Origin of the sequence: Streptomyces sp. NPDC087787 (genome assembly GCF_044743035.1) — a bacterium.
GTDB lineage: Bacteria > Actinomycetota > Actinomycetes > Streptomycetales > Streptomycetaceae > Streptomyces.
Window position 1 is genome coordinate 261,111 of record NZ_JBIUVQ010000008.1, and the last position, 15,800, is coordinate 276,910.

Here is a 15,800-nt window from a genome sequence, read left to right on the forward strand (position 1 = left end):
TACGGGCATGCCTACGGGGCCGTCGGGCGGTGCCGGCCGCGACGGCCCCGTGAGCGGTGTTCCGCGCGCCGCCGGTGCGGCGCGCGGACCTCAGCCGGTCTGGCCGCGCCCGGTCACGGTGTCCCGGATCCGGTCGACCAGGCCGGCGCCGGGCGCGAGGAGCTTGTTCAGGGGCGGCGTGTCCGGAGCGGCGGGGTGGGGACGGGTCGGGGCGGTCTTCTTGGCCGAGCGCACCTTCTCGCCGAGCTGTTCCAGTTCCTCGGGCTTGGTGGAGTCCCGCAGCAGCGGGAAGAGGTTCTGTTCCTCGTCGGTGACGTGCTCGCGGATCTCCCGCATCAGACGGCCGACGAGCTCGTCGAACCGGGGGTCGTCCGCGGCCAGGCCCTCCAGGTCCTTCATGGTCCGCTCGGCCTCGGCGTGGTCCTGGACCTCGCGGTCGGCGATCGCGTCGCCGTCGCGGACGTAGTGACGCACCGCCGGGTACAGGTGCATCTCCTCGGCCACGGAATGGCGGACCAGTTCGATGGTGGCCTGGTCGGCCAGGTCCTTGCGCCGCGAGTTCCCCATGGGGAGGGCCTCCATCTGCGCGAAGATCTCCTCCACTTCGCGGTGGTCTGTGGTCAGTTCCTGAATGACGTCTCCGCCGTGTCCCATGGCCGGGCTCCTTGCTGCTGGACCTTGGAGGTCGTACCGCTGGACCGCCACCGGGTTCCCCGGCCAGGCGACGGCACACCACCGAGTGCCTCCGGGACGCATGAGCCGATTGTCCTGGCGTGGGCCGGGAACCCGGGGAACGCCGCATACGTACCGCTCACCCCTGGAGAGGACCATGAGTCTGCTGCGCGTGGCCGGTCGGCCTCTGCTCGCCTCCATGTTCGTCGTCGGAGGCATCGGCTCCTTCCGCAGTCCCGAGGAGCTGGCGCCGATCGCCGAACCCGTCGTACGGCCCATCACCGACCGAGTGGCGGTGCTGCCGGACCGTACCGAGCAGGTCGTACGGCTCAGCGGCGGCGTCCAGGTCGTGGCGGGCGTGCTCCTCGGCCTGGGGTGGTTCCCGCGGCTGTCGGCCGCGGCCCTGGCCGGGACCCTCATACCCACCACCATCGCCGGGCACCGCTTCTGGGAGGCGGAGGACGACGCGAGCCGCGTCCAGCAGCGCATCCACTTCCTGAAGAACCTGTCCATGCTGGGCGGCCTGCTGATCGCGGCCGACGACACCGGCAGCGCGCCGTCCCTGCTGTGGCGCGGCCGTCACGCGGCCCACGAGCTGCAGCGCGAGGCGCGGCTGGTGCGCCGCTCGGTACGGGCGACGGCACGCCCGGCCGCCGCGGTCGGCGGCCTGCGCGCCAAGCTGCCCGCCCGCAACGGCGGATGAACAACGGAGAGGACACCATGCGCGAGCACGCCCACGCCGGTACCCGTCTCCCGGTGTTCACCGGGCAGTCCGGTCACGAACTGCTCGGGATCTACCTCAACGACCACCTGGCGGGCGCCACCGCGGGCACGGAGCGCTCCCGCCACCTGGCCATGGCGACCCGCGGCTCGGAGATCGGCGACGCGATGGCCCCGATCGCGGCCGAGATCGCCGAGGACCGCAGGAGCCTGCTGGAGATCATGCGTCGGCTCCAGATCCCCGTACGGCGCTACAAGGTGTACGCCGGCCGCCTCGGCGAACGGGCCGCGCGGCTGAAGAGCAACGGCGGACTGGTGCGGCGTTCTCCGCTGAGCACCCTGCTGGAGCTGGAGCTGCTCCAGCTTGGCATCCGGGGAAAGGCCTGTGCGTGGGAGGTGCTGCGCGGACTCGCCGACCGGGACACGCGCCTGGATCCGCGGCGGCTGGACGACCTCTTCGAGCGGGCCGGGCAGCAGCAGCGCGTCGTCGAGGACCTGCGCAGGCTCCAGGCCGCGGAGGTGTTCCGGGACCGCTGAACCACCGCCCGGGGAGGCACTGGCCGAACTGGAGCGCGTCAGGCGGCAGGCGATGGCGGCGACCCTCGCCGCGCTCGAACAGCGCGGCGAGGGTCCTGCGCTCCCCGCACCCCGTCGACCGGCGCCGCTGCGTGGTCGCCGGCACCGCCGCCGGACGCGACATGCCGGCCGCGCGGCACACCGAGTCCGTCGGCCGGCTCGCCGACACCATGGCCGCGGCGATGGCCCTGGTCTCCGCGGTCGCCTCGGCGCGGCGCGGCCGTCACCGGCTGCCCGTGGTGGGGGCCCGGCGGCCGGCTCCGCTGTCCGGGAACACGCCGGCGGGACCCCCACTCGACGAGTGGGGGTCCCGCTGGGATCGTTCATGCCGTCCGACGGCGCTCCCGGATTCGTCCGGCGAGGATTCGGTCCGAGGGCGCTCGGGTCGCCGTTCTCGCCGGCCGGCGTCAGTCCTTGAAGATGTCCTTCGTCTTCTCCTTGGCCTGGCGGGCGTCGCCCTTGGCCTTCTCGGCCTGTCCCTCGGCGGTCATCCTCTCGTTGCCCACCGTGCGGCCGATCGTCTCCTTGGCCTTGCCCTTCATCTGTTCCTTCTTGGCCTTGCCCTTCTGGTCACCAGCCACAGTCGCTCACTCCCAGCGGAATCGGTGTCGGTGTCACCATGCGGGTGCTCGGCGGGGCGGCGGCCAAACCTCCCGATCACGCCAGCGATCACGACGAGTGACCAGCGGCGTCAGCCGTGGCCCGCACCGGTGTGCTCGGCGCTGACCCGGCGCGGACCGCGCCGGCCGCGGGGGTGCCGGTAGCGGCGGAAGTCGAGGACGGCGAGCGCCAGGGCCCCCAGCAGGGCCACAAGGGCGCAGCCGACGGCGAAGGCCACGGCCTCGCGGTAGTCCTTCCCGTTCTCCGCGAGCACCATGTAGAACAGGCCCGGCAGGGCGGCCGTGCCCACCGCTCCCCCGAGCCGCTGTCCGGTCTGCAGTGCGCCGCCCGCGGCCCCGGCCATCCGCACCGGTACGTCACTCAACGCCATCGTCACGTTCGGGGAGATGACGCAGCCGCTGCCCACGCCGCCCACGAACAGGGCGGGCGCGGCCCACCACGCCATGACGTCCGGCGGAGCCGATCGCAGGATCAGCGCGGTGGCCGCGAGCCCGAGGACGACCGTGACCAGCCCCCAGACGGTCAGCAGCCGTCCGAACCGCTCCACCAGCCGGCCCGCGACCACCGCCGCGGCCGCCGAACCGATCGCGAACGGGGTCACCGCGAGACCCGAGGCCAATGGTGCGTAACCGAGGCCGTCCTGGAAGAACAGGGCGAACACCAGCCACACCCCGCTGAACCCCACGAAGTACAGCGTGCCCAGCGCCGTGCCGGCCGCGTAGCCGCGGGTGCAGGTCAGGAGCCGTGGATCCAGCAGCGGCCCGCCGTCGCGCGCCGCGACCCGCCGCTCCCAGCGGGCGAAGGCCACCAGGAGCACCAGGCCCACCACGAAAAGCCACCACAGGCGGCGCACTCCCCCGCTGTCGGCGAATACGAGGGGCAGCATCAGGCCCAGCACCCCGGCGCCCAGCAGGATCACGCCGGGCAGGTCCAGGTGTTCCCGGCGGCCCCGCGCCACGCGGGGCAGCAGGCGGAGGCCGAGCAGCAGCGCGAGCGCCCCGATCGGCACGTTGACGTAGAAGATCCAGCGCCAGCCCTGGGTGCCGTGGGCCAGCGCCAGGATCAGGCCTCCGGTGACGGGGCCCACCGCGCTGGAGATGCCCACCGTGGCGCCGAGGAATCCGAAGGCGCGGCCTCGCTCGGCCCCTCGGAACATCTGCTGGATCAGCGCCGAGTTCTGCGGGGCGAGGCAGCCCGCGCAGGCGCCCTGCGCGATCCGGGCCACGACGAGCCAGGTGATCGTGGGCGCGGCGCCCGCTCCGGCGCTGCAGATCACGAAGCCGGCCAGGGCCCACAGGAAGATCTTGCGCCGTCCCACCGCGTCGCCCAGCCGGCCCGCCGGGACCAGGGCGAGGGCGAACGACAGGGCGTAGCCGGAGACGACCCACTGCACGGAGGCTGGCGAGGCCGTCAGGTCCCGCTGCATCGACGGCAGCGCCACGGCCACGATCGTCACGTCGAGCAGGCTCATGAACCCGGTGGCGAGCGTGACCCACAGGGCCTTCCACCGCCTCGGGTCGAGTCCGGCCGTATCGTCGGCGCGTGCGCCCGCCCGCGCGTTCTTGTTCACGGAGGCTCCTCGTTCACGAAGGCTCCTTCCGGTTGCCGCCGAAGCACGCGCCGACGGTCAATGCCGGCACGCGCCCCGCCTGGACGGTCGTCTTCCGCACGTGCCGCGGCTCGGCGGCCGCTTTCCGCACGCGCTCCAGCCCGGGCGGTCGACAGCTGCACCGCCCCGGCCCGGCCAACCATGTCCACGCCCACCCGAGACCGACGGTCGAATCGCACACGCGTCCCCCGCACGGCGCGACACATCCGCGCCCGCCCGCGACCGGCGGACGGTATCCACACGCGTACCCGCCCAGCGAACGACAACCGCGCCCGCCCGCGACCGGCGAGCGACATCCACACACGCACCCACCCGGCGGGCGAGAACCGCGCGTGCCCGAGACCGACGATCAGCAACCACACGCGCACCCACCCAGCGGGCCACATCCGCGCCCGCCCGCGACCGGCGATCAACAACCACACGGGCACCCGCCCGGGAGGGCGACATCCGCGCGTGCCGCCGTCCGGCGGGCGGCTTGCGCGTGCCGCGGTCGTGTTCCCGGCCACTCACCGTCGACACGCTCCCGCACCACCCCGCCACCGACGCGCGGCGAGGTGGGTCAGCCGCCCCGCCGCGCGCGGCGAAGGTGGGTCAGCCGCCGCGTTTGCGGTGCGGGTCCGGTTGCGAGCGGTGGCCCCACATCCGCGACAGTTCCTGTTCGCGCACCCCCGCCGCCGCCCGTTCCTGGCCGTGCAGCACGCCCCAGGTGAAGCCGGGCTCGCCGGCCGCGTGGGCCGCGACGGCCAGACGGCGCAGGGCGTCCCTGGCCACCACCGCGTCGTGATGGTCGCCCCCGGCCTTCTGCACGGTCTTGGCCCGTCGGCGCAGGCGCCCAGCGGCCTTGCCCAGTGCCGGGCGGGCCGCCTCGGCGGCGTAGCGGACCCGTTTGGCCGCCTTGCGGGCGTGGTGGATCGCCGCGTCGCGTTCGGCGCCGGGTGGCAGGCTGAGCGCGCGTTCCATACGGCGGTGCAGCTGGCCGTCCTCCTTCCGCAGGGCCTTGGCCATGACCTTGCGGGGTTTGCCCGCGGCGGCCTTCGCTCGCAGCGGCGGTTCGGCGACCAGCCCGTGCAGCGAGTCGAGCAGGGCCCGGTAGCGGGGCGAGGCCAGCGCTTCGAGAGTGCGGCGGCGTGTCTGCGCCCGACGTGACACGTCCCACGCGCGCAGTCGCGCGGTGACCGGGCCGAGGACCAGTTCGCCGGGCAGTTCCCCCACGGCCGCGGTGAGCCGCTCGGCGAGCACCTCGTGATCGCGTTCCGCCCCCAGCTCGCCGCCCAGCCACCTCAGGTCAGCGCGGACGGGGTCGGTGACCGAGCGGTCCAGGACGGAACGCCAGGTGCGCAGGCAGCCGCGCAGCCGGCGGCAGGCGACCCGCATCCGGTGCACCGCGTCGGGCCTGCCCCGCCGTACCGCCGGATCCAGGTCGGTCAGGGCCGTGACCAGGCCGCGCACGTACGCGAGGACGTGTTCGCCGGTCGAACCCGGCGCGGGGTCCGGCCGCGGATCCGGGGAGAGGTCCGGGGGCGAGCCCGTACCGGTCAGGGCCCGGGCCACCTCGGACCGGGCCCCGGTCCGGCCGGCGCCCTTGTCGCGCAGCGCCTTCTCGACGGCGTCCCGGAGTACGCGGTCGCCGTCCTCGGCGAGTTCGACGTCCAGTTCCGTCCACAGGGTGTTTTCGCCCTGTCCGAGCAGGGACTGCGCCCGTACCGTGTCGAGATTCAGCTCGGCCACGACGGCGCCGGCTCCGCTCAGCAGGTGGCGCACGGACCGGGTCGTGCGGATGCGGGCCACCGGCCGCAACGGGTCCCCGCGGGTCCGGGACAGGGTCAGGTCGCGCAGTTCGTCCGGAACCTCGTCGGACAGGGGGACCTCCACGTCCTCATGGGTGTCGCCGGGCAGTGGCAGTTCGAGGTGCCAGCCGGCGTCCGTGTCGCCGGTGCTGCGGCGCAGCGTCGCCCGGGTGCGGGTCAGGCGCAGGTCGTCGGTGTCGTAGTAGACGGCGTCGAGGTCCCGCACACCGCCGTCGACGAGGTGGGCGCCCGGATCCACCGGGGTGAGATCGGGCAGCCAGGACGCGTCGTCCGCGACGGGCGCCGCGTAGGTGTGTTCTGTCACGCGCTTCGACTGGGCCATACAGTGCCCGTTGACGCGATCCGCGGGATCAAACCCGTGGCCCGCCCCGGGAGACGTACGAGAGTCCTCCCGTCCCGCCGGTTCGGGGCGGCGAACGGCGTGACGCGTATGGCATGTGCCGGGCAGGGGTTTGAACTGCTGCCGTTTGACAGTGGTTGGACGTGTTCTGGTGTGTATGAGTGAGGGTGGTGTGCGTGAAGGCGCGCGGCCGGGGGCGGCGACCGGGAGTTCTGGTTTCGAATGCGTGACCGTTGACCGGGGCTGCTCGTTGGGTGCGGTGACGGTTGCGGTCTCGGGCGGGGGTGAGGGTGTGGGTGGGCTGCGTGAGGTGGCGGCGTCGTTCGTGGTGCCCGGCCCGTCCGGGGTGGCCATCCGGGGCAGTCTCAAGGGTCTGACCGGGCAGGACGAGGCGGTGCTGCGCCAGGTCGGCGCTCTGCTCGGCGCGCTGGCCTCCGGCGATCTGAAGGCCCGCTGTGCGGCGGGGCTGGAGCACGACGGTGAGCAGTGGGCGTGGCGGAAGCGGGCGTTGACCGGCCAGTCGTCCTCGCGGTGGGCGGGCAGCATCACCAAGGCCACGCACAGGTCGGCTGACCACTCGCAAGGAGCCGGTCCGGCGCCCTTCGCCCCGCCCTCCCGCCCCGGCCCGACGGGCGCGTCGGCGCGAGAAGGGGAAATATTGAGTGTGAGGTTTGCGTACCGGGGTAGACGCTGCGAGGTCCGCCTTGATCAACAAGACGGACGCGTACCGAAGGTGTTCCGGCTGAGAGGGAGGGCCGCACGATGGCGGTGACCACAGAGGCGAAGGCGACTCGGGCTCGTACGGAGCTGCCGGAGGTGGCCGACCCCTCAAAGGTCGCGCCCACCGACGCGCGGGCCCTGTCACGGCTGTTCTTCGAACGGCTGACGACGCTGGAGGAGGGCACGCCCGAGCACCAGTACGCGCGCAACACGCTGATCGAGATGAACATGTCCCTGGTCCGCTACGCGGCCGGCCGCTTCCGCAGCCGGGGCCCGCAGGAGATGGAGGACATCGTCCAGGTCGGCATGATCGGTCTGATCAAGGCGATCGACCGGTTCGAGCTGGCCCGCGAGGTGGAGTTCACGTCCTTCGCCGTGCCGTACATCGTCGGTGAGATCAAGCGCTTCTTCCGCGACACCTCCTGGGCCGTGCACGTCCCGCGCCGGTTGCAGGAGGCCCGCGTCGAGCTGGCCAAGGCCACCGAGGAGCTCGGCAGCCGGCTGGGCCGCAAGCCCACGACCACGGAGCTCGCGGAACTGATGAACCTGCCCGAGCCGGAGGTCGTCGACGCGATGGTGGCGTCCAACGGCTACACCTCCGCCTCCCTGGACGCCGCCGTCAGCGGCAGCGAGGAGGGCGAGAACGTCCTCGCCGACTTCATCGGCGCCGAGGACACCGGCATGGAGCTCGTGGAGGACCTCCACAGCCTGGCTCCGCTGCTCGCCGAACTCGACGAGCGGGACCGGCTGATCATCCACATGCGGTTCGTCGAGGAACTCACCCAGGCACAGATCGGGGAGCGTCTGGGCATCTCCCAGATGCATGTCTCCCGCCTGCTCAACCGGCTGCTGGGGCGGCTGCGGCAGGGGCTGCTGAGCACCCGCTGAGCAGCGCCCCGTTCGGGGTCCTTCACATCCTGTGCGCCAGCCGGGCGAGCCCGCGCAGCACGCGGCTGCGCCCCTGGTCCGGGACCGTCCACAGCGTCTGCCCGCGCACTCCCCAGCGCTCCAGCAGGACGTTGGCGGCCAGGAAGCCGCTGGTGGCGGCCCGTTCCATGAGCGCGACCGGCAGATCCGTACGGACCGTGTCACCGGCGAGCACCAGGTAGGGGTCGGCCGTGCGCACGGTGGGCCGGTCACGGTATCCGCCCACCGGGAACAGCGGGCAGTCCGCCCGCCACTCGTGCCGTTCGTCCACGACGCGCGCGGCCCGCGTCTCGGGGTACACCTGGTGCAACTGCCGTACGAGACAGTCCCGTTGGGCGTGCGGGTCGGCGTCCTCGGGCAGGGCGTAGGCGTGCAGTTCGACCACGGATCCGCCGGTCCGCGCGGCCCAGCGGGCGGCCTCGCCCTCCCAGCGCTCCAGCACACTGACGTTGTCGAGCGTGCCGTATCCGCTCGTGCCCAGGAAGCCCGGACGGTCGCGGGCCACCGGGCGGTCCAGCCAGAGGCGGGAGACCAGGAAGGGCGGCGCGGTGCTCAGGCGGCCGATTCCCGCGCGCCACGCGGGGTCGCCGAGCCGCGCGGAGTCCGCCACCAGGCGTCGCAGCCCCGCGACGTCGAGGGCCAGCACCACGGCGTCGTGGTGGCGCGGCCCGTCCGGCAGGGTCACGGTGAATCCGCCGTGCGGAGCCGGTACGACGCTGTGCACGGGTGCCGACGTGCGCAGATCGGCACCGTGCAGCCGCAGGTAGCGGGCCAGGGGGTCCCACAGGGCGGCCGGGAACGGCTCGGCCGGGACGTCGAAGAGGAGTCCCTCCGCGGAGCCCAGGAAGTAGATGTGGAACATGAGCACCATCTCGGCGGCCGACAGCTTTCGCGGGTCGGCGAAGAAGCTCCGGGAGAAGACCTCGAAGGCGAGGTGACGCGCGGCCTCGGGGAAGCGGATCGACTCCAGGAGGTCGTGGGCGCTGACGTGGTCGAGGCGGTCGTACACGTCGGGTACGCGCACGTCGAGCAGCGGCAGCGCGGCGGCCGGGCGCATCCGGGTCAGCTCGCGCGGCGGGAAGGACGGGCTCAGGGCCGCGAAGCCGAGGGCGCTCCAGGGCGGGGTCCGCAGCACGTGCCGGAAGCCGTCGCGCATCCCGGACCGGTGCCACAGGGGGTAGTCCGGCAGGCCGTTCAGCCGTTCCAGGCCCGGATCGGTCCGGCGCAGCAGCCCGCGCAGGTTGTAGTACTGGCGGAAGAAGGCGTGGAATCCCCTGCCCATCGTCACGGTCGTACCGTCCCGCAGCGTGGTGGACCACCCCGCGAGGCGTCCGCCGAGGACCGGTTCGCGCTCGTACAGGGTGACCCGCACTCCGCGCTCCGCCAGCGCGGTAGCCGCGGCCAGCCCGGCGACACCGCCCCCGACGACGGCCGTCGCGGGGGCCGGCCCGGTGATCCGCGGTGCGCCCGGGGCCGGCAGCAGTACCCGGGCGCGCCGGTCCCGGCCACGGCGGGCACGGACCGTCCGCCTCCGCGGCGAGGCCGGTGCGCGGCCGCCGGGGACAGCTGCCGCGGCGCGCGGGCCGCAACCGCCGGGGTCGTCGATCGCGGTGCTCGGGGCTGGGTCGTGCGGCGCGGGCATGCGGTCTCCGTGGGTCGTGGGGTGCGGCGCGGGGAGGTGTCGGGCACGGCCAAGGCGGTCAGGAGTCGGGGAAGGGCCGACGGGGCAGGCGGGGCAGTTCGAGTGCGGAGCGCAGCATGGGCAGGACGGGGGTGCGCAGGCCGATCGCCAGGTCCTCGTGGAGCCCGGTCCGGCCGTCGAGGAAGCGCAGCAGCCGCCGTGCCGGAACCCGCCGGAACAGCTCTGCGAAGAAGGCCGCCCCGTCGACGCGGCCACTGTCGAGGGCGTGCAGCAGGACGGCGTCCATGACCCGTGAGCGGGCCCGGTGCGCGGGCGGCGGCAGGGGATGGCGTCCCGCGTGCAGCGCGGCGGCCACGGAGCGCGTCTGGCGCTGCACCGCGGCGAACGTGAACCCGGTCGACGGGCGGGTCGCCCCGGAGGCCGCGCCGATGCGGAAGACCGACGGCCCGCTCTGCCGGGCGAACACGGCGTCCGTCATGGGGATCACCCCTGATTCGGTGCCGGTGACCTCGAAGCGGCCGAGCCGCAGCACGTTCCCCGTGTAGCGGCGCAGCGCGGCCTCGTACGCCTCGCGTGGCAGGACCCGGCCGGAGAACTCGGTGTACTCGACGAGCGCGTGCCGCCGCCCGGTGGGCAGGACGTACCCGAACGACAGCCCGTGCGCCGGCTGTGGTGTGCGGAAGTCCATGAACTCCACGGCGTCCGGGTCGAAGACCGGCCGGTCGTGGCGCACGAACCAGCCGTGGAAGTGCTGGAGCAGCGTGGTCCGGGCCGCCGGGAGGCTGTCCGGGGGACGCGAGTCGAACACCCAGCGCGCCCGCACGGCCACCGGTCGCCCGTCGGCGGTACGGGCGCGCACCTCGGCGCCGCCGTGAGCCGGCTCGACGGTCTCGACCGCGGCCGTCAGCCACCGCGTGTCCGGGCCGGCGGCCGTCCCGTGGGCGACGAACGTCTCGAAGTCGTCCGACCGGAGCATCTTGTAGCGCAGTGGGGCGATGTCCCGTTCGGTGGCGTGCCCGTCGGCTCCGTGGACGCGCAGCCGCCGCCAGGACGTGGTGAGGGCCGCGTCGTACGGGCCGTCCTCGGTCTCCCAGTAGCACCAGGTGCGGTGGGGCGGGCGCAGCGGGCCCGGCGGCGCCTCCAGGAGGACGACGGTCACGGGGCGTGTCCCGGCGGGGCGCCGGGCCAGCCAGTGGGCCAGGGACAGGCCCGCGGCTCCCGCTCCGACGATGGCGACGTCCGTCTCCAGCACGGTTCAGGGCTCCTTCCCGCCGCGCCCGTACGGACTCGGGCGTCACCCGAAGCATTCCGGCTGTTGCGGGCGTCCGGACGCAGCGCGCGCGGCGTGTCGGCGGGCGCGGCGGGCCCGGCGGGCCCGGTGGGGTGGTTCCCCGGCGACCTGCCCCCCGTTCGGCGCATCCGGCGACGCCGCCGCCGAGGAATGACTCAGACGAACCGTGCTTCGCCGAACCGTGCTTCGGCCACGCGAGAGGAATGGATCATGCGCTCCACTCGGACGAGTCATGCGCTCCACTCGGACGAAGGGACACCGAGCGGGAGAACCGCCACCGGTGCCCCGTCGGGTCGTACGGCCCCTCCCGGGGCCGGCGGCGGCGACGGGCGCGGGGTGAGCGGCCGATGACCAGGACCCTCACCGGGCGCACCGATCACGTGGTGGTCGTCGGTGCCGGGCTGTCCGGGCTGTCGGCCGCACTGCATCTGCTGGGCGCGGGCCGCCGGGTCACCGTCGTCGAACGGGACCCGCTGCCCGGCGGGCGGGCCGGCCGGCTGGTGCGGGGCGGCTACCTCATCGACACCGGCCCGACCGTGCTGACCATGCCCGACATCGCCGAGGAGGCGTTCGCCGCGGTCGGCGAGCGGCTCGGCGACCGGGTGGAACTGATGCCGCTGCATCCGGCGTACCGGGCGAGGTTCGCCGACGGCGCCGTGCTCGACGTGCACACCGAGGCGGCCGCGATGGAGGCGGAGGTGGAGCGCTTCGCGGGCGGCGCGGAGGCGGCGGGGTACCGGCGGCTGCGCCGCTGGCTCGAACAGCTCCACCGGGTGCAGCGGCGCCGGTTCATCGACGCCAACTTCGACTCGCCGCTGCAACTGGTCAACGCCGATCTGGTCCGGCTGGCCGCCCTGGGCGGCTTCGGGCGGCTCGACGCGCGCATCGGCCGGTACCTGCGGGACGAACGGCTGCGACGGGTCTTCTCCTTCCAGTCGCTGTACGCGGGGGTCGCACCGCACCGGGCCCTCGCCGCGTACGCGGTGATCGCCTACATGGACACCGTCGCCGGGGTGTACTTCCCGCGCGGCGGCATGCACGCGCTGCCTCGGGCCATGGCGGACGCCGCCGCCCACGCGGGCGCCGACCTGCGGTTCGGCCGGGCGGTCACCCGGCTGGAACGGTCCGGCGACCGGATCACCGCGGTCGTGACGGCCGACGAGCGCATCCCGTGCGACGCCGTCGTCCTCACGCCGGACCTGCCGGCCGCCTACCGCCTGCTCGGGCGCACGCCGCGTCGCCCGGTGCCGGTGACGCATGCGCCGTCCGCGGTGGTCCTGCACGCCGGATGCGATCGCACCTGGCCCCAACTGGCGCACCACACCCTGTCGTTCGGGCGGGCGTGGCGGCGCACCTTCCACGAACTGACCCGGACCGGAGAGCTCATGAGCGACCCCTCCCTGCTGATCACCCGCCCCACGGCCACCGATCCCGGGCTGGCCCCGCCGGGCCGCCATCTCCACTACGTCCTGGCGCCCTGCCCCAACACGGCCCTGGGGCCCTCCGCCGCGCAGTGGAGCGACCTCGCGCCGCGCTACCGTGACGCACTGCTCACCGAGCTGGAACGCAGGGGCCTCGCGGGCATCGGGTCCGCGATCGAGCGGCAGTGCCTGGTCACCCCCGCCGACTGGCAGGCTCTGGGCCATGCCGCGGGCACGCCTTTCTCCGCCGCCCACACCTTCGCGCAGACCGGTCCCTTCCGGCCCCGCAACCTGGTGCGCGGCACGGAGAACGCGGTGCTGGCCGGGTGCGGCACCACGCCCGGCGTCGGCGTGCCGACCGTCCTGCTGTCCGGCAAGCTGGCGGCGGCCCGTGTCACCGGAGGGGCGGCGGCCCGGCCGGGGACGCGCGGACACGCGCGCACGGCGACCCGTGGAACGCGCTCATGACCGGACGCGAGCTGGACGCGGCGGGCATCACCGATCCGGCGCTGCGTCACGCGTACACACTGTGCCGTCGGCTGAACGCCCGTCACGGCAGGACGTACTTCCTCGCCACCCGGCTCCTGACCGCCGAGCGGCGGCCGGCGGTGCACGCCCTGTACGGTTTCGCACGGTGGGCGGACGACATCGTCGACTCGCTCGACCCGGCGGTGAGCGCGAGTTCGCGGGCCGCGGTGCTCGCCCGGCTCCAGGAGGAACTGGAGTTGGCTCTGCGCGAGGGCCGCAGCGGCGAGCCGACGGTGCGGGCCGTGGCCGACACCGCGCGCCGGTACCGGATCGACCACCGCCACTTCACCGACTTCATGGCCTCGATGCGCAGCGATCTGGAGGTCACGGACTACGCGACCTACGCCGACCTGCACGCCTACATGCACGGCTCGGCCGCGGTGATCGGGCTGCAGATGCTGCCAGTGCTCGGGACGGTGGTGCCGCGCGAGGAGGCGGCCCCGCACGCCGCCGCGCTCGGCGTCGCCTTCCAGCTCACCAACTTCCTGCGGGACGTGGGCGAGGACCTGGACCGCGACCGGGTCTACCTGCCCGCCGACCTGCTGGCAGCCCACGGGGTCGACCGGGAGCTGCTGCGCTGGAGCCGGGACCGGGGCCGCGCCGACCGGCGCATCGTGGCGGCGCTGCGCGCCTTCGAGGACCTCACCCGGCGGGTGTACCGCCGGGCCGCGCCGGGCATCGCCATGCTCGACCCGGTGTCCCGGCCCTGCATCCGGACCGCGTTCGTGCTGTACGCGGGCATTCTCGACGCGGTCGCCGACGCCGGGTACAGCACGGTGCAGCGGCGGGCCGTGGTGGCGCGGAGGCGCCGTGCGGTGGTCGCCGCGGACGGCCTCGTCCGTGTGGCCGCGGCCCGCCTCGCCGAGCGACGCCGCGGCCCCGTCCGTACGGAACGGCCCCTTTCCGAACCCCTCACCACACCGTCCGCGCCTTCCGCACCGCTACAGCAGGAGGTCGTGTGAGGTCCCGGCCTTCCGGCCGCCTCCTGCGGGTGCGGCGGCGTCCCGTTCCCTGGCAGGACCAGCGCCCGACCTGGATGGACGCACGCCCCGCCGTCATCGCGCAGGCGCTGAAGCGGGCGCAGGCCCGCCCGTCGGGCAACTGGTACGTCGTCGGGGCCGTCCGTGACGTGCGCGGCGAGCGCCCCCTCGCCGGGACCGTCGGAGGCCGGGAGGTCGTCGTCTGGCGCGGCGCGGGGGGCCGGCTGGTGGCCGGTCCCGGAATCTGCCCGCACCTGGGGGCACCGCTGGCGGACAGCGCGGTCCGGTGCGGCACGCTGATCTGTCACTGGCACGGACTCGCCCTGGACGGGACACCGTTCGCCGGCTGGGAGCCGCTGCCGGTGTACGACGACGGGGTGCTGGTCTGGGTGCGCCTGGACGACGCCGGCGGTGAGCCGGCCACGGCCGCGCCGTTCGTTCCCCGGCGGCCCGCCGGTTCCGCCGCGCTGTCGGCCGTCTACGTGGGCGTGGGCGCCTGCGAGCCCGAGGACGTGGTCGCCAACCGGCTGGACCCCTGGCACGGGGCCTGGTTCCACCCGTACTCGTTCGTGGACCTCAGGGTGGTCGCGCCGGGGGGCGGGGCCGCGCGCCGTGACGGGACGGAGGGCGACGACGGTTTCACCGTGGACGTGTCCTTCAAGGTGGCGGGGCGCCTGGTCGTGCCCGTACGGGCGGAGTTCACCGCCCCCGAGCCGCGCACGGTGGTCATGCGCATCACCGAGGGCGAGGGGCGGGGCTCGGTGGTGGAGACACACGCCACGCCGCTCGGCCCCGACTCGTGGGGCCGGCCGCGTACCGCCGTGGTGGAGGCGGTGATCGCCACCTCCGACCGCCCGGGCTTCGCCGCGGCCCGCCGCGCGGCACCGCTGCTGCGACCGCTGATCCGCGCGGCCGCAGGACGCCTGTGGCGCGACGACCTCGCCTACGCGGAACGCCGCTGGAGCCTGCGCTCCACGAACCGATTCCCGGGCTGACGGCTCCCTAGGACCCGGCCGCGTGCCCGGGTGGGGCCGGCCGGTCGGCGGCCGGGGCGGCCCGGCGGCCGTCGCCCAGGAGGGTCTGCTGGGCGTGCGGGACCACGTGGATGAGGCGCAGGACGCCCCACAGGATCGCCCCGGCGCCGATCAGTTCGGGGAGCAGCCACCAGCCCGTGCGGATCTGTTCGTCGAAGAGCATGACGCCCAGCAGGAGGCTCACCGTCGCGTCGCCGATCGTCAGCGCCGGCTGGGAGGCGGCCAGGGAGCCGGCCTGGAGGGCGTTCTCCAGCAGCAACAGGGCGCCGACCCCGGTGAGCGCGAACCCGTACGTCTGCCAGGTGGTGAGGAAGGCCGCGAAGCCGGAGGCGTCAAGGGTGCCGGCCGCCGACTTCAGCAGGGCGGCGGTCAGGGCGTTGCCGATGGCGGCGGCCGCGGCCAGCACGGCGGCACGGAACAGGGCGGGACGTCCTGGCCGGGCGAGGACCACCGCCGTGCCCATCGCCCCGAGGCAGACCGCCAGGGCCGGGATCCACCCCGTCATGGACGCCTGGTCCCGGGCCCCGGAGGGTGCGGCCGATACCAGGACCAGCGTGAGCCCGCCGACCGTGCCCGCCACGCCCCACCAGCCCGCCCGCGGCAGCCCCCGGTGCATCAGGGGCGCGGCGATGAGCAGGGCGAACGGCAGTTCCAGGATGAACAGGGGCTGCACGAGCGCCATCGGCCCGTTCACCAGGGCGAGAGCCTGGAACAGAGCCGCTCCCATCACCCCGCCGATGCCCGCCAGCCAGGCGGGGCGGCGCGCCAGGGCGAGCAGCAGGCGCAGGCCGCCGCCGCGCGCGACCGTGGAGGCCGCCTTGCGCTGGAAGGCCGTGCCCATGGCGTTGCTGGCGGCCCCCATCACGGCGAAGCACGCGGCCAACCCGATCACACGTCCACCATGCCCGACC

At 74.4% G+C, this 15,800-nt stretch carries 13 protein-coding genes and 1 pseudogene; 7 read left to right on the forward strand and 7 right to left on the reverse strand.

Annotation, left to right across the window (positions count from 1 at the left end; all coding sequences use genetic code 11):
• Nucleotides 1-90 precede the first annotated feature (90 nt).
• Nucleotides 91-654, reverse strand: a complete 564-nt coding sequence (locus ACIOWN_RS15815; RefSeq protein ID WP_362356275.1) for a hemerythrin domain-containing protein — start codon at nt 652-654, stop codon at nt 91-93.
• Between the two features lie 175 nt (nt 655-829).
• On the opposite strand from ACIOWN_RS15815, the gene ACIOWN_RS15820 reads away from it, so the two are divergent.
• Nucleotides 830-1,375, forward strand: coding sequence for a DoxX family protein (locus ACIOWN_RS15820; RefSeq protein WP_362356277.1), 546 nt, complete (start codon nt 830-832; stop codon nt 1,373-1,375).
• A gap of 17 nt (nt 1,376-1,392) precedes the next feature.
• Nucleotides 1,393-1,929, forward strand: coding sequence for a hypothetical protein (locus ACIOWN_RS15825; protein ID WP_362356279.1), 537 nt, complete (start codon nt 1,393-1,395; stop codon nt 1,927-1,929).
• Nucleotides 1,930-2,375: 446 nt separating this feature from the next.
• Here the strand turns inward: ACIOWN_RS15825 and ACIOWN_RS15830 are convergent, their stop codons facing one another.
• The 3 genes from ACIOWN_RS15830 to ACIOWN_RS15840 form a co-directional block, all read right to left on the reverse strand.
• A complete protein-coding gene (locus ACIOWN_RS15830; RefSeq protein ID WP_362356281.1) occupies nt 2,376-2,549 on the reverse strand; it encodes a CsbD family protein in 174 nt (57 codons plus the stop codon).
• Nucleotides 2,550-2,659: 110 nt separating this feature from the next.
• The gene (locus ACIOWN_RS15835) at nt 2,660-4,159 is read right to left on the reverse strand and encodes an MFS transporter (protein ID WP_362356283.1); all 1,500 of its coding nucleotides are present in this window, start codon (nt 4,157-4,159) and stop codon (nt 2,660-2,662) included.
• Nucleotides 4,160-4,789: 630 nt separating this feature from the next.
• Nucleotides 4,790-6,328 (reverse strand): CYTH and CHAD domain-containing protein, encoded by a 1,539-nt coding sequence (locus tag ACIOWN_RS15840; RefSeq protein ID WP_362356284.1) that lies wholly within the window; start codon nt 6,326-6,328, stop codon nt 4,790-4,792.
• A gap of 310 nt (nt 6,329-6,638) precedes the next feature.
• Between ACIOWN_RS15840 and ACIOWN_RS15845 the strand changes: the two are divergent.
• Both ACIOWN_RS15845 and ACIOWN_RS15850 read left to right on the forward strand, forming a co-directional pair.
• Nucleotides 6,639-6,908: pseudogene (locus ACIOWN_RS15845) on the forward strand (IS200/IS605 family accessory protein TnpB-related protein); the annotation flags it as partial.
• A 200-nt stretch (nt 6,909-7,108) separates the two neighbouring features.
• The gene (locus ACIOWN_RS15850; protein ID WP_362356286.1) at nt 7,109-7,954 is read left to right on the forward strand and encodes a SigB/SigF/SigG family RNA polymerase sigma factor; all 846 of its coding nucleotides are present in this window, start codon (nt 7,109-7,111) and stop codon (nt 7,952-7,954) included.
• A 22-nt stretch (nt 7,955-7,976) separates the two neighbouring features.
• Here the strand turns inward: ACIOWN_RS15850 and ACIOWN_RS15855 are convergent, their stop codons facing one another.
• Nucleotides 7,977-9,635, reverse strand: a complete 1,659-nt coding sequence (locus tag ACIOWN_RS15855) for an NAD(P)/FAD-dependent oxidoreductase (RefSeq protein ID WP_362356288.1) — start codon at nt 9,633-9,635, stop codon at nt 7,977-7,979.
• A 58-nt stretch (nt 9,636-9,693) separates the two neighbouring features.
• A complete protein-coding gene (locus ACIOWN_RS15860) occupies nt 9,694-10,887 on the reverse strand; it encodes a lycopene cyclase family protein (RefSeq protein WP_362356290.1) in 1,194 nt (397 codons plus the stop codon).
• A gap of 386 nt (nt 10,888-11,273) precedes the next feature.
• Between ACIOWN_RS15860 and crtI the strand changes: the two genes are divergently transcribed.
• From crtI to ACIOWN_RS15875, 3 genes are read left to right on the forward strand one after another with little or no spacing between them, the layout of a single operon-like run.
• Nucleotides 11,274-12,815, forward strand: coding sequence for a phytoene desaturase family protein (gene crtI, locus ACIOWN_RS15865; RefSeq protein ID WP_362356291.1), 1,542 nt, complete (start codon nt 11,274-11,276; stop codon nt 12,813-12,815).
• A complete protein-coding gene (locus ACIOWN_RS15870) occupies nt 12,812-13,837 on the forward strand; it encodes a phytoene/squalene synthase family protein (protein ID WP_362356293.1) in 1,026 nt (341 codons plus the stop codon). Before crtI ends, ACIOWN_RS15870 begins: the two co-directional genes overlap by 4 nt.
• Complete coding sequence (locus ACIOWN_RS15875) at nt 13,834-14,850, forward strand: DUF5914 domain-containing protein (RefSeq protein WP_362356295.1); 1,017 nt, start codon at nt 13,834-13,836, stop codon at nt 14,848-14,850. The genes ACIOWN_RS15870 and ACIOWN_RS15875 overlap by 4 nt, the downstream gene beginning before the upstream one ends.
• 7 nt (nt 14,851-14,857) lie before the next feature.
• Here the strand turns inward: ACIOWN_RS15875 and ACIOWN_RS15880 are convergent, their stop codons facing one another.
• Entirely contained in the window at nt 14,858-15,781 is a 924-nt protein-coding gene (locus tag ACIOWN_RS15880) for a DMT family transporter (RefSeq protein ID WP_362356297.1), read from the reverse strand.
• Nucleotides 15,782-15,800: the final 19 nt, after the last annotated feature.

What these genes read in the sequence shown, in the direction of transcription:
- ACIOWN_RS15815 (WP_362356275.1), bottom strand. Translation starts at nt 654, where the DNA reads ATGGGACACGGCGGAGACGTCATTCAGGAACTGACCACAGACCACCGC.
- ACIOWN_RS15820 (WP_362356277.1), top strand. Translation starts at nt 830, where the DNA reads ATGAGTCTGCTGCGCGTGGCCGGTCGGCCTCTGCTCGCCTCCATGTTC.
- ACIOWN_RS15825 (WP_362356279.1), top strand. Translation starts at nt 1,393, where the DNA reads ATGCGCGAGCACGCCCACGCCGGTACCCGTCTCCCGGTGTTCACCGGG.
- ACIOWN_RS15840 (WP_362356284.1), bottom strand. Translation starts at nt 6,328, where the DNA reads ATGGCCCAGTCGAAGCGCGTGACAGAACACACCTACGCGGCGCCCGTC.
- ACIOWN_RS15850 (WP_362356286.1), top strand. Translation starts at nt 7,109, where the DNA reads ATGGCGGTGACCACAGAGGCGAAGGCGACTCGGGCTCGTACGGAGCTG.
- ACIOWN_RS15855 (WP_362356288.1), bottom strand. Translation starts at nt 9,635, where the DNA reads ATGCCCGCGCCGCACGACCCAGCCCCGAGCACCGCGATCGACGACCCC.
- crtI (WP_362356291.1), top strand. Translation starts at nt 11,274, where the DNA reads ATGACCAGGACCCTCACCGGGCGCACCGATCACGTGGTGGTCGTCGGT.
- ACIOWN_RS15870 (WP_362356293.1), top strand. Translation starts at nt 12,812, where the DNA reads ATGACCGGACGCGAGCTGGACGCGGCGGGCATCACCGATCCGGCGCTG.